Here is a 12,871-nt window from a genome sequence, read left to right on the forward strand (position 1 = left end):
ACGTCCCCAGACGATGCGAAGTCCCGATGCGGGTCCTCACGGACCGGATCGGGACTTCGTCGTTTCAGGGGCCGGATCTCGGCCTCAGTCTTCGGCCCATTGGTGCCACAGGGCGCGCTCGCCGAGTTCGGCGAGGAAGGCGCGGTGGGCGGCGAGCTCCTCGGGATGGAGGCGCGACGGCAGCGGCGACGGGCGGCGGCGCGGGTGGCCGGCCGTCTCGACGAAGCCACCCGAGGCGTCGGTCTCCCGGGGGCTGGCGTCGGTGACCAGGGTCAGCGCCGCCTGACGGCCGCCGATCAGCTCGACATAGACCTCGGCCAAGAGCTCGCTGTCGAGCAGCGCGCCGTGGAAGTCGCGGCGGGTGTTGTCGATGCCGTAGCGATTGCACAGGGCGTCGAGGGAATTGGGTCCGGCGGGATGGCGGCGGCGGGCCAGCGCCAGGGTGTCGACCACCCGGTCGGAGCCGATCGGCGGCCGACCGACCCGGGCGAGCTCGGCGTTGAGGAAGCGGATGTCGAAGTCGGCGTTGTGGGCGACCAGGCGGGCGCCGTCGATGAAGGCGACGAAGTCGTCGACGATCTCGGCGAATTTCGGCTTGTCGGCGAGGAAGGCATCGGACAGGCCGTGCACGTCGAAGGCGCCGCGCGGCATGGTCCGCTCGGGGTTGAGATAGACGTGGAAGGTCTGGCCGGTGACGATGTGATTGACCAGCTCGACGCAGCCGATCTCGACCACCCGATCACCCTGACGGGGATCGAGGCCGGTGGTCTCGGTATCGAAGACGATTTCGCGCAAGAGACAGACTCCCGTCGTCCGTTCGCGGACCGACCGATCGAATCAGGGGTGAGCCGCTCGCGCAAGGGTGTCGATCGGGCGGCGGACGGCGGTCAGCGGCTCATCCCCTGAAAAGCGCGCAGCCAGCCGGCCACCTGACGGCGCGCGGCCTCGAGGCCGTCGGAGGTGTCGATCACCCCGTGGGCGCGGCGGCGTTTCTCGGCGTCGGGCATCTGGCGGGCGAGGATCTGGGCGAAGCGCTCCTCTGTCATGCCGGGGCGGGCGAGGACGCGGGCGCGTTGAATCTCAGGTCGGGCGGTGACGGTCAGCACCACGTCGACCCGGGCGGCGCCGCCGATCTCGAGGAGCAGCGGCACGTCGAGGGCGACGATGCGGCAGCCGGCGCGGCGGGCGGCGGCACGGAAGGCGTCTTCCGCCGTACGCACCAGCGGATGGACGATCCCCTCGAGGCGGGCCACGGCGGCGGCGTCCCCGAGGACGCGGGCGGCCAGCGCGGCGCGGTCGACGACCCCGGTGCGGGTGGTGCCGGGAAAGGCCGCCTCGATCGGCGCCACCGCGGCGCCGCGATAGAGGGCGTGGACGGCGGCATCGGCGTCGTGGACCGGCACGCCCTCGGCGCGCAGGAAGCCGGCGGTGGTCGTCTTGCCCATGCCGATCGAGCCGGTCAGACCGAGGACGATCATCCCGCCCTCGCCATGTCGGCGAGGATCACCGCGCGCAGCGCCGGGGTCACCGCCGGGCGGACCCCGAACCAGCGTTCGAAGCCCGGCACCGCCTGATGCAGCAACATGCCGAGACCGTCGACGGTGGCCAGTCCGCGGGCGCGCGCGGCGGCGAGCAGTGGCGTCTCGAGCGGCACATAGACGATGTCGGTGACCAGGGCATCGCGGGGAAGCGGCGCCAGATCGAGGTCGAGCGGCTCCTTGCCGACCATGCCGAGCGAGGTGGTGTTGACCAGCAGCCGGGCCTCGGAGAGGAGTTTCGGCAGGTCGGCCCAGGGGTGGGCGGCGACGCCCGACCCGAGCCGGGCGGCGAGGGCTTCGGCGCGGGCGGCGGTGCGATTGACCAGGCGGACGGCGAAGCCGCGGGCCGCCAATCCCCAGGCGACGGCGCTGGCCGCGCCGCCGGCGCCGAGCACCACGACCGGTCCGGGCGAGCGGTCCCAACCCGGGCTCTCGGCATCGAGATTGGCGAGAAAGCCGGGACCGTCGGTGTTGCCGCCGCACAGTCGTCCACCGTCGATCCATAGGGTGTTCACCGCGCCGGTGGCGGTGGCGACCGCGTCCCTTTCGGCGGCGATCCGAAAAGCCGCCTCCTTGTGCGGCACGGTGACGTTGCCGCCGACGAAGCCCGAGGTCGGCAGATCGCGCAGGAAAGCGTCGATCGAATCGGGCGCCACGGCGATGCGCTCGTAGGAGCCGGCGAGGCCATGTTCGGCGAGCCAGTGGCCGTGGATCAGCGGCGAGCGGGAATGGGCGATCGGCCAGCCGATCACGAAGGCGCGCGGGGAATGGGTCACGACGGCAGTCCTCCGCGGCGGCGCAGTTCGGCGAGCAGCGGCAGGAGCGGCAGGCCGAGGATGGTGAAATAGTCGCCGTCGATCACCTCGAACAGGGTGATGCCGAGGCCTTCGAGCTGATAGCAGCCGACGCTCGCCCGCACCGCGTCGCCGACCCGGGCGAGATAGTCGTCGAGGAAGGCGTCGCCGAAGGCCCGCATGGTCAGGCCGGCGACCTCGACGGTGCGCCACACCACGCTGTCGCCCTCCGCCAGGGCCAGAGCCGAATGCAGCGTATGGCGGCGGCCGCGCAGGCGTTCGAGCTGGCGGCGAGCGTCGGCGGCACTCTCCGGCTTGACGAAACGTTCGCCGTCGAGGCCGAGGGTCTGGTCGCAGCCGAGCACCAGGGCGTCGGGAAACCGCGCCGCGACGGCCAGCGCCTTGGCTTCGGCGAGATGGAGGGCCAGCGTGCCGGGATCGGCGCCGGCGGCGAGCAACGGCGCCTCGACCGCGCGTTCGTCGACGTCGGAGGGTTCGAGCGCGAAATCGAGGCCGGCGCCGGCGAGAAGGGCGGCGCGCGACGGGCTCTTGGAGGCGAGGATCAGACGGGTCATGGGATCTCGGATGGGAGGTCGCGGGGGAGGCCGGGGCGGACTGGGGTCGGGTCAGCCGTGCCGCCGGGTGCGCAGCAGGGCGATGATGGCGGCGGCGGTCTCTTCGATCGAGCGGCGGCTGACGTCGATCACCGGCCATTCGTTGTCGGTACAGATCCGCCGCATCAGAGTCAGCTCGGCGGCGATCGAGGCGCGATCGACATAGGCGTGGTCGAAGCTCTTGGAGCCCAGCGTCAGGATGCGGTTCTCGCGAATATGGGCGATGCGGTCGGGGCTGGCGACCAGTCCGACGACCAGCGGTCGCGACACCGAGAACAGGGTCGGCGGCGGCGGAATGTCGAGGACGATCGGCACATTCGCGACCTTGAGGCCGCGATTGGCGAGATAGATCGAGGTCGGGGTCTTGGAGGTTCGCGAAATGCCGAGGACGACGATGTCGGCTTCGTCGAGATCGGCGGGCAACTGGCCGTCGTCATGGGCCATGGTGAAGTTCATCGCCTCGATTCGCTTGAAGTAGTCGGCATCGAGGGCGTGCTGGGCGCCGGCCCGGTGGGTCTGGGTGAGGTTCAGGAACGACTGGAAGATGTCGAGCACCGGCGCCAGCACCGAGACGCAAGGCAGGCCCTGCTCGAGGCAGAAACGCTCGAGCCGGGTGGCGAGGTCGGCCGAGACCAGGGTGTAGAGGACGATGCCGGGGAACTGCTCGATCTCGACCAGCGCCTTGTCGAGGTGGCGGTCGGTGCGCACCAGCGGGTGGACGTGTTCGATCGGTTCGATCGCTTCGTACTGGGCCGCGGCGGCGCGGGCGACGGTGATCAGAGTCTCGCCGGTCGAATCCGAAATCAGATGGAGATGGAAGAAGTTGGACGAGGTCTTCACAGGTTTGTCCCCAGCACCCGGACCGGACCGGAACAACTCCTCGATTCCGGCGGCCGAGGGTCACTCTCTCCCGTTCGACCAAAACGATCAACAGATCCGATCGTCCGGGGCCGAACGGGCCGGTCCGCGAGGGGTCGGTGGAGAAGATCGGCGGCGCGGGCGTCATCGACTCCTCGTCCACAGCCCGCGGTATCCGAGGGATCTCGTTAAGGGCTTGGTAACCTTCGTTAACGAATGGTTAACGAGGCGGGCGGTGGACAACCCGTCGAATCGGCGTCGACACGACCTCGAGAGCGGGTGTTTCACGTGAGTCATTGTGGACGGCGCTTGATCCCGGTAATCCACCGACTAAGAGTCATAGAAATTCTTCCTTCGAAGAAGATCTGTAAGAGGGAGGGCTGTGGGTGAGTTCGGTGGGTGAGCGCAAGGTGCTGGCGGTGTTGGCGGGCGAACGGATGTTCCCGCCGCCGATCTGGATGATGCGGCAGGCTGGGCGCTATCTCCCGGAGTATCGGGCGACCCGGGCTCAGGCCGGCGGATTCCTCGATCTGTGCTATTCGCCGAAGCTCGCGACCGAGGTCACGCTGCAGCCGATCCGGCGCTACGGCTTCGATGCGGCGATCCTGTTCTCCGACATCCTGGTGGTGCCCGACGCGCTCGGTCGTAAAGTGGCTTTCGTCGAAGGCGAAGGGCCACGGCTCGAGCCGCTCGATCTCTCGGAGGTCGGTCGACTCGATCTCGACGGCATCGCCCGGCGCCTGGGACCGGTCTACGAGGCGATCGAACTGATCCGGGCGGGGTTGCCCTACGAGACCACCCTGCTCGGCTTCTGCGGGGCGCCCTGGACCGTGGCGACCTATATGATCGCCGGACGGGGAACCCCCGATCAGGCGCCGGCCCGCCGCGCCGCTCTGACCGACCCGGAGGGCTTCGCGCAGTTGATCGATGTGCTGGTCGCCGCCTCGATCGCGTATCTCTCGGCGCAGGTTTCGGCCGGCGTCGATGCGGTGCAGATCTTCGACACCTGGGCCGGGGTCCTCGATCCGTCCGAACTGCGGCGCTGGGTGATCGACCCGACGGCGCGGATCGTCGCCGGGCTCCGGGCGCAGCATCCCGGTATCCGGGTGATCGGCTTTCCGAAGGGCGTGCAGGCGGGTCTGGTCGATTTCGTCACATCCACCGGAGTCGATGCGGTCGGTCTCGATTGGACGATTCCCTCGGCCTTCGTTCGCGCCGAGGTCCAGCCGCGAGTTGCGGTCCAGGGCAATCTCGATCCGATGCGGGTGGTGATCGGCGGTCGGGCGCTCGACGAGGGTGTCGACCGGGTGCTCGCCGAACTCGGTGACGGCCGGCTGATCTTCAACCTCGGTCACGGCATCACGCCCGACGCCGATCCGGCCCATGTGGCGCGGATGGTCGAGCGGGTGCGCAGCGCCGGGACGAGGGCGACCGCATGAACGCCGACGTGCCGAATCGCCTGCGCCGGACGCTGATCTGGCTGGTCACGGCCGGTCTCGCCTTCGCAGGCCTCGCGATCTACGTGCCGGTGACCTCGTCGTCCTATGCCTGGATCAAGGTGCTGCACATCCTGGCGGTGATCTCGTGGATGGCCGGGATGCTCTATCTGCCGCGGCTGTTCGTCTACCATTGTGGCGCCGAGATCGGCTCGGTCCAGTCGGAGACGTTCAAGGTGATGGAGCGGCGCCTGCTGCGCGGCATCATCAATCCGGCGATGGTCGTGGCCTGGGTCGCCGGTCTCTGGCTCGCCTGGAAGATCCATGAGTTTCAAGGCGCTTGGCTGCACGCCAAACTGGCCGGCGTGGTGATCCTGTCGGGGGTGCACGGCTACTTCGCCAAGGCGGTCGCCGACTTCGCCCGCGATCAGGGCCGACGGGTGGCACGGCACTGGCGGCTGATGAACGAAGTGCCGACCCTGCTGATGATCGTGATCGTGATCCTGGTGGTGGTCCAGCCGTTCTGAGGTCTCGAAAGCCCGTTCGAGCGATCTCGCAGCAATCTCTGTCGGGGGGTCTTGTCGAGCGCCGCGCAGCAGACTATTTTCCCCGTGCTCTCCCGAAGCAGACGACCCCGTATTCGGAATCGAATGCGCCCTTCCGGGGCGACCGAATCGGACAAGAGGCCCGGCCGCCCGAGCCGCTCTGCACGTCCGCTCCCTCCCTTCTCGAACGTCGCGCGACAGACTTCCGTACCGCGCGAAGGTTCACCCCCCTTCCGACGTCTCGACCGCCGACTCCGAGTCGGGCGGTCACGTGCTCATACTCGAGAGACCGCTTCTCATGCAGCAATTGAAACTCCAGGACCTCAAGGGCAAGTCGCCGACCGATCTGCTCGCCTTCGCCGAGGAGCTCGAGGTCGAGAACGCCAGCACCATGCGCAAGCAGGAGCTGATGTTCGCGATTCTCAAGCAGCTCGCGGCGCGCGACGTCGAGATCATCGGCGAGGGTGTGGTCGAGGTCCTGCAGGACGGGTTCGGCTTCCTGCGGTCGCCGGACGCCAACTACCTGGCGGGTCCTGACGACATCTACGTGTCGCCGTCGCAGATCCGGCGGTTCTCGCTCAGGACCGGCGACACGGTCGAAGGCCACATCCGCAGCCCCAAGGAGGGCGAGCGCTATTTCGCGCTGCTGAAGGTCAACACGATCAATTTCGAGGATCCGGAGAAGACCCGTCACAAGGTCCACTTCGACAATCTGACGCCGCTCTATCCCGACGAGCGCTTCAAGATGGAGCCCGAGGAGCCGACCTCCAAGGACAACTCCGCCCGCGTCATCGACATCGTCACGCCGCTCGGCAAGGGTCAGCGCGCGCTGATCGTCGCCCCGCCGCGCACCGGCAAGACGGTGTTGCTGCAGAACATCGCCAAGTCGATCACCTCGAATCACCCGGACTGTTTCCTGATCGTCCTGTTGATCGACGAGCGGCCCGAGGAAGTCACCGACATGCAGCGCACGGTGAAGGGCGAGGTGGTGTCCTCGACCTTCGACGAGCCGGCCTCGCGTCACGTTGCGGTCGCCGAAATGGTCATCGAGAAGGCCAAGCGCCTGGTCGAACACGGCCGCGACGTGGTCATCCTGCTCGATTCGATCACTCGTCTCGGGCGCGCCTACAACACTGTGGTGCCGTCGTCCGGCAAGGTGCTGACCGGCGGCGTCGACGCCAACGCCCTGCAGCGGCCGAAGCGCTTCTTCGGCGCGGCCCGCAACATCGAGAACGGCGGCTCGCTGACGATCATCGCCACGGCGCTGATCGAAACCGGCAGCCGCATGGACGAGGTGATCTTCGAAGAGTTCAAGGGCACCGGCAACTCGGAAATCATCCTCGACCGCAAGGTGGCCGACAAGCGGGTGTTCCCGTCGATCGACATCACCCGCTCGGGCACCCGCAAGGAAGAGCTCCTGGTGCCGCCCGACGTGCTCAAGAAGATGTACGTCCTGCGCCGCATCCTCACACCGATGGGCACCGTCGACGCGATCGAGTTCCTGCTCGACAAGCTGCGCCAGACCAAGCGCAACGCCGACTTCTTCGATTCGATGAACACCTGAGCTGCCGATCCGGCGATTCGGATCCGAACCGATCGGTCGACCCGCCCGGACACTCGTCCCGGCGGGTCGTTTCGTTTTCGCTCATACCGGCCGACCGGTCTCCAGCAGCGTGCGCAGCGGGCTCGGTTCGGTGACCGGCAGGCCGCAGGCACCGTCGCGGCAGACCCAGGCGGTGGGCAGGCCCTGGACCGCCGGTTTGCCGGCGGCGGGATGATCGGCGGCGAGGCCGGCGGTCGATTCGGTTTCGAACAGAACGACGCGCGGGTCGTTCGATTCGAACACGACACGACGCAGGGCCTCGCCGTCGGTGCCGGCGGGTACGATCAGCACCACCTCGATCAGACCCAGCAGGGTGTCGAGCGCCGCGCCGAGCCCGGCGGTGGCGTAGATGTCGGCGAGCATGGCGCCCGACAGGCCGTCGAGAGCGGCCTCGGCGCGGGCCGTCCAAGTGGCGTCGCCGGTGAACACCGCCAGGCGCACCAGGGCATCGACGGCCACCGCATTGGGATTGGGCACCGCGTCGTCCTTGGCCGAGCGCGGCCGGACGATCAGCGCCTCGGCATCGTCGGCGGTGACGAACCAGCCACCGCTCGGATCGGCATGATGGCGCTCGAGGGCGCGGGCCCAGCGCAGGGCGTCGTCGAGATAGCCGGCGGCGCGGGTGGTCTCGTAGAGGGTGAGGGCGGCGCGGATCATGTGAGCGTGGTCGCCCGACAGGCCGGGGTACAGCAGCCGGCCGGCGCGCCAGCAATGGCCGAGGCGATCGCCGCGGGTCATCGATTCGGCGATGAAACGATAGGCCGCGGTCGCCCGATCCAGCCAGTCCGGCCGATCGAGCCGGCGGGCGGCGAGCGCCAGCGCATGGATCATCGCGCCGTTCCAGTCGGCGAGCACCTTGTCGTCGGTGGCCGGGCGGATGCGGCCGGCGCGGCGGGCGAGCAGAGCGGCGCGCGAGGCGGCGAGGCGGGCCTCGCGGGCGCGGTCCCAGGGCCGATCGTCGGCGCTGCGGTTGAGGATGGTCTTGCCTTCCCAGTTGCCGCCCGGCCGCACGTCGTAGGCGGCGGCGAACTCGTCGAAGGCCGGCCCCAGCACCTCGACGATCTCCTCCGCGCTCCAGACGTAGAAACGGCCCTCTTCGTGTTCGCTGTCGGCGTCGATGGCCGAGGCGAAGGCGCCGCCGGGCAAGGTCATCTCGTCGGAAAGCCAGGTCACGATGCCTTCGATTCGCTCCCGGAACAGTGGCAGGCCGGCGGTGCCCCAGGCCCGCCCGAGAAGCTCGAGGATCTGGGCATTGTCGTAGAGCATCTTTTCGAAATGCGGGACCAACCACACCTCGTCGGTGGAATAGCGGGCGAAGCCGCCGCCGAGGTGGTCCCAGATGCCGCCACGGCTCATCCGCTCGAGGGTCAGCAAGGTGGCGGCGACGCCGTCCTCGGACGGGCCGCGGCGCCCGGCGCGCCAGAACAGTTCGAGCAGGTTGGTCTGGGGGAACTTCGGTGCGCCGCGGGTGCCGCCGTGACGCGGGTCGACCAGTTCCAGCAGACGCTCGGCGGCGGCGTCGAGGAAGTCGCGGCCGAGCACCCCGGGGCCGGCGCCGGCCTGTTGTTCGAGACGCCGGCGGATCGCCGCGGCGTTCTTGGCGACCTTCTGCGGCTCCTCGGCGTGGATGCGAGCCATCTCGTGGAGCACCTGGACGAAGCCGGGGCGACCCCACTTCGGCTCCTTGGGGAAATAGGTGCCTCCCCAGAACGGCCCGCCGGTGCTATCGAGGAACAGAGTCATCGGCCAGCCGCCCTGTTCGCCGAAGGCGTGGAGCGCGGCCATGTAGATCTGATCGATGTCGGGACGCTCCTCGCGATCGACCTTGATGTTGACGAACAGGGCGTTCATCACCGCCGCGACGTCAGGGTCCTCGAAGGATTCGTGGGCCATGACATGGCACCAGTGGCAGGCGGCGTAGCCGACCGAGAGCAGGATCGGTTTGCCGGTGGCCTGCGCTTCGGCGAGGGCTTCCGGCCCCCAGGGGCGCCAGTGGACCGGGTTGGCGGCATGCTGGAGCAGGTAGGGGCTGGTGGCGTCGGCGAGCAGATTGGCGGCGGGGTGGGTCACGGAGCGCTCCTCGCGTCGGTCGGCGACGCACACGACACCCACAGTAGCGCGACGAGCGCGCGAGGAAAGGCCGGGTCTCGAGCGGAATGGACACGATCTATGCACTTTCGAGCGGCGGCCTGCCGGCGGCGATCGCGGTGATCCGGGTCTCCGGCCCGGCCTGCCGGACGGTGCTCGTCGGCCTCGTCGGCGGCGTGCCGGTGCCGCGCCGGGCGGTGCTGCGGTCGCTGGTCGACGGGAACGGCCGCGTGCTCGACCGCGGTCTGGTTCTGTGGTTCCCGGGCCCGGGCAGCGCCACCGGCGAAGATCTCGCCGAGTTGCAGGTGCATGGTGGCCGGGCGGTGGTCGCGGCGGTGCTGCGCCGGCTCGGGAGCTTCGACGGGGTGCGGCCGGCGGTGGCCGGCGAATTCACCCGGCGGGCGTTGATCGCCGGGCGGATGGACCTCACCCAGGTCGAGGGCCTCGCCGATCTCCTGGCGGCCGAGACCGAGGCTCAGCATCGCCAGGCGTTGCGCCAGGCCGACGGGGACTTGCGGCGGCTCTACGAAAGCTGGCGGGCGCAAGTGATCCGGGCCCGGGCGCTGGTCGAGGCGCAATTCGATTTTTCGGATGAAGAGGACATTCCCGGCGACACGGCGGAGGCGGCCTGGGGCATCGCCGGTGCGCTCGCGGCGGCGATCCGACGGCATCTCGACGACGGCCGGCGGGGCGAACGGCTGCGCTCCGGCTATCAGGTGGTGTTGATGGGGCCGCCCAATGTCGGCAAGTCGAGCCTGCTGAACGCTCTTGCCCGGCGCGAAGCGGCGATTGTCACCGCCGAGCCGGGCACCACCCGCGATCCGATCGAGGTGCACCTCGATCTCGCCGGGGTTCCGGTGACGGTGATCGACACCGCCGGACTGCGGAGCGACGGGTCCGGTCCGATCGAAGCCGAGGGGATGCGGCGGGCGCGAGCGCGCGGGGCGGCGGCGGATCTCGTGCTGTGGATGAGCGCGCCGGACGTCGCGGCGTCCGAGCCGGGGGACGTCGGGACGGCGTTGCTGTGGCGCGTGGATGCCAAGACCGATCTCGGCGCCGTGGTGACCGAGTCGGGTCCGGAACGGTATGATCGGCGATTCGCGGTCTCGGTGCGGACCGGAGCCGGGGTCGATGCTCTCGTGACGGCGATGGCGGCGGAGGCGGAATCGGGTGCCGGCGGCGGGGCGGATCTCGGTCCGACCCGGGAGCGGCACCGGATCGAACTCGCAGGAACTGCGGCGGCGCTCGATTCGGCAGCGCTGAGAGCGGATCTGCCGGCGGAACTGCGTGCGGAGGACCTGCGGACTGCCGCCGATCGGCTCGGTCGGCTGACCGGGGCGATCGGCGTCGACGACCTGCTCGACGTGATCTTCGGCGAGTTCTGCATCGGCAAATGACTCGATTCGGACTCGGAACAGTGTTTCACGTGAAACATTGATTCGACTCCGGATCGATCGAGGAAGACGCAAATCCCATGGGGACGATTCGGTGACGACATCAGATTCGACGATCGACGTGGTGGTGATCGGTGGCGGACACGCCGGCTGCGAAGCCGCGGCGGCGGCGGCGCGGGTCGGCGCGCGCGTCGTCCTGCTCACCCACAAACGGTCGACGATCGGGGCGATGTCGTGCAATCCGGCGATCGGCGGGCTCGGCAAGGGCCACCTGGTGCGCGAGATCGACGCGCTGGACGGGTTGATGGGGCGGGTGGCCGATCAGGGCGGAATTCAGTTTCGATTGCTCAACCGCCGCAAGGGGCCGGCGGTGCGGGGCCCGCGGGCCCAGGCCGACCGCCGGCTCTATGCGGCGGCGATGCAGCAGGAACTGGCGGCGATTGCCGGTCTGACGGTCGTCGAAGGCGAAGCGGCGCGGCTGGTGTGCGACGGCCGGCGGGTGGTCGGGGTGGAACTCGGCGACGGCCGGTCGCTCGCCTGCGGTGCCGTGGTGATCGCCACCGGCACTTTTCTCAACGGGCTGATGCACATCGGCGACCAGCGCAGCGTCGGCGGGCGGGTCGGCGATCCGGCGGCGCTGCGTCTGTCGTCGAGCCTCGCGGACCTCGGTCTGCAGCTCGGCCGGCTCAAGACCGGGACGCCGGCGCGGCTCGATGGACGGACCATCGACTGGGCGGCGGTGGAGCGCCAGGAGGGCGACGCCGAGCCGGTGCCCTTCTCGACTCTGACCGAGGGTCTACCCAACCCGCAGATCGCCTGTGGCGTGACCCGGACGACGCCGGAGACCCACCGGATCATCCGCGACAATCTCGGTCGCTCGGCGATGTACGGCGGCCATATCGACAGCCGCGGTCCGCGCTATTGTCCGTCGATCGAGGACAAGATCGTCCGCTTCGGCGATCGCGATGGCCACCAGATCTTTCTCGAGCCGGAAGGACTCGACGATCCGACGGTCTATCCCAACGGCTTGTCGACGTCGCTGCCCGCCGATGCCCAAGAGGCGATGCTGCGCTCGATCCCCGGGCTCGAACGGGTGGAGATGATCCGCCCCGGCTATGCCATCGAATACGACCACATCGATCCGCGCGAGCTGACGCCGGATCTGGCATTGCGGCGGGCCGAAGGGCTCTATCTCGCCGGTCAGATCAACGGCACCACCGGCTACGAGGAGGCGGCGGCGCAAGGGCTGGTCGCCGGGCTCAACGCCGCCCGATTCGCCTCCGGAACGAGTCCGGCGGTGTTCGCGCGAGAGACCAGTTACATCGGGGTGATGATCGACGACCTGACCACCCAAGGGATCTCCGAGCCCTACCGGATGTTCACGTCGCGGGCGGAATATCGCCTGTCGCTGCGCGCCGACAATGCCGATCGGCGGCTGACTCCGATGGGTGAGACGCTCGGGCTGATCGGCGCCCGGCGAGCGACGGCGTTCGCGGCCAAGACTGCGGCGATCGACGGCGCGCTCGCCTGGGCGCAGTCGATCTCGGTCAGCCCGAACGAGGCGGGGCGGCTCGGGCTGACGGTCAATCGCGACGGGGTGCGGCGCAGCCTGTTCGACCTGCTGCGGCAGCCCGACATCGATCTGAAGAGGCTCGCGGCGATCTGGCCGGAGATCGGCATGTGGCGCGCCGACGTCGCCGAGCAGGTGGAGACCGACGGGCTCTACGCGGTCTATCTCGACCGACAGGCGTCCGACGTCGAGATCCTGCGGCGCGATGAGGCGGTGCGGCTGGACGACGGGCTCGACTATGCGACGGTGCCGGGGTTGTCCAACGAGCTGCGCCAGAAGCTCGATCGGGTGCGGCCGGAGACCCTCGGCCGAGCGGGGCGCATCGACGGCATGACCCCGGCGGCGCTGACGCTGCTGCTCGCCCATGCCCGCAAGGCCGATCTGCGCGCCGCCGACGCGCGGACGGCGGATGCGGATTGATGCGCGGACGG

Annotated in this window: 11 protein-coding genes; 5 read left to right on the forward strand and 6 right to left on the reverse strand. The window is 69.3% G+C overall.

Annotated elements, in window-relative coordinates; genetic code table 11:
- Positions 1–84: 84 nt before the first annotated feature.
- From dnaQ to EYW49_RS15505, 5 genes are all read right to left on the reverse strand, one after another.
- Positions 85–795, reverse strand: a complete 711-nt coding sequence (gene dnaQ / locus EYW49_RS15485) for a DNA polymerase III subunit epsilon (protein WP_131310496.1) — start codon at positions 793–795, stop codon at positions 85–87.
- 92 nt (positions 796–887) lie between these two features.
- Positions 888–1,478, reverse strand: coding sequence for a dephospho-CoA kinase (gene coaE / locus EYW49_RS15490; protein ID WP_131310497.1), 591 nt, complete (start codon positions 1,476–1,478; stop codon positions 888–890).
- Positions 1,475–2,314, reverse strand: coding sequence for a shikimate dehydrogenase (locus tag EYW49_RS23455; RefSeq protein ID WP_131310498.1), 840 nt, complete (start codon positions 2,312–2,314; stop codon positions 1,475–1,477). The genes coaE and EYW49_RS23455 overlap by 4 nt, the downstream gene beginning before the upstream one ends.
- On the reverse strand, positions 2,311–2,907 hold the full coding sequence (locus EYW49_RS23460; RefSeq protein WP_131310499.1) for a Maf family nucleotide pyrophosphatase: 597 nt from the start codon (positions 2,905–2,907) through the stop codon (positions 2,311–2,313). The genes EYW49_RS23455 and EYW49_RS23460 overlap by 4 nt, the downstream gene beginning before the upstream one ends.
- A gap of 51 nt (positions 2,908–2,958) precedes the next feature.
- Positions 2,959–3,786, reverse strand: a complete 828-nt coding sequence (locus EYW49_RS15505) for a pyruvate, water dikinase regulatory protein (protein WP_131310500.1) — start codon at positions 3,784–3,786, stop codon at positions 2,959–2,961.
- A 404-nt stretch (positions 3,787–4,190) separates the two neighbouring features.
- Here EYW49_RS15505 and hemE point away from each other — a divergent pair, with 404 nt between their 5' ends.
- The 3 genes from hemE to rho all read left to right on the forward strand — a co-directional run bounded on the left by hemE (position 4,191) and on the right by rho (position 7,349).
- On the forward strand, positions 4,191–5,243 hold the full coding sequence (gene hemE / locus EYW49_RS15510; RefSeq protein ID WP_228259630.1) for a uroporphyrinogen decarboxylase: 1,053 nt from the start codon (positions 4,191–4,193) through the stop codon (positions 5,241–5,243).
- Entirely contained in the window at positions 5,240–5,767 is a 528-nt protein-coding gene (hemJ, locus tag EYW49_RS15515; protein ID WP_131310501.1) for a protoporphyrinogen oxidase HemJ, read from the forward strand. Before hemE ends, hemJ begins: the two co-directional genes overlap by 4 nt.
- 316 nt (positions 5,768–6,083) lie before the next feature.
- Positions 6,084–7,349: a transcription termination factor Rho gene (gene rho / locus EYW49_RS15520; RefSeq protein WP_131310502.1), complete on the forward strand. Its 1,266-nt coding sequence runs from the start codon at positions 6,084–6,086 to the stop codon at positions 7,347–7,349.
- Between the two features lie 81 nt (positions 7,350–7,430).
- Here the strand turns inward: rho and EYW49_RS15525 are convergent, their stop codons facing one another.
- Positions 7,431–9,458 carry a thioredoxin domain-containing protein gene (locus EYW49_RS15525; RefSeq protein WP_131310503.1) on the reverse strand — a complete coding sequence of 676 codons (2,028 nt, stop codon included), beginning with the start codon at positions 9,456–9,458 and terminating at the stop codon, positions 7,431–7,433.
- Between the two features lie 86 nt (positions 9,459–9,544).
- On the opposite strand from EYW49_RS15525, the gene mnmE reads away from it, so the two are divergent.
- Together mnmE and mnmG are read left to right on the forward strand one after the other, a co-directional pair.
- Positions 9,545–10,873 (forward strand): tRNA uridine-5-carboxymethylaminomethyl(34) synthesis GTPase MnmE, encoded by a 1,329-nt coding sequence (mnmE, locus tag EYW49_RS15530; protein WP_131310504.1) that lies wholly within the window; start codon positions 9,545–9,547, stop codon positions 10,871–10,873.
- Positions 10,874–10,964: 91 nt separating this feature from the next.
- The gene (mnmG, locus tag EYW49_RS15535; RefSeq protein WP_131310505.1) at positions 10,965–12,860 is read left to right on the forward strand and encodes a tRNA uridine-5-carboxymethylaminomethyl(34) synthesis enzyme MnmG; all 1,896 of its coding nucleotides are present in this window, start codon (positions 10,965–10,967) and stop codon (positions 12,858–12,860) included.
- Positions 12,861–12,871: the final 11 nt, after the last annotated feature.

The sequence above is a fragment of the Siculibacillus lacustris genome, assembly GCF_004328075.1.
GTDB lineage: Bacteria > Pseudomonadota > Alphaproteobacteria > Rhizobiales > Ancalomicrobiaceae > Siculibacillus > Siculibacillus lacustris.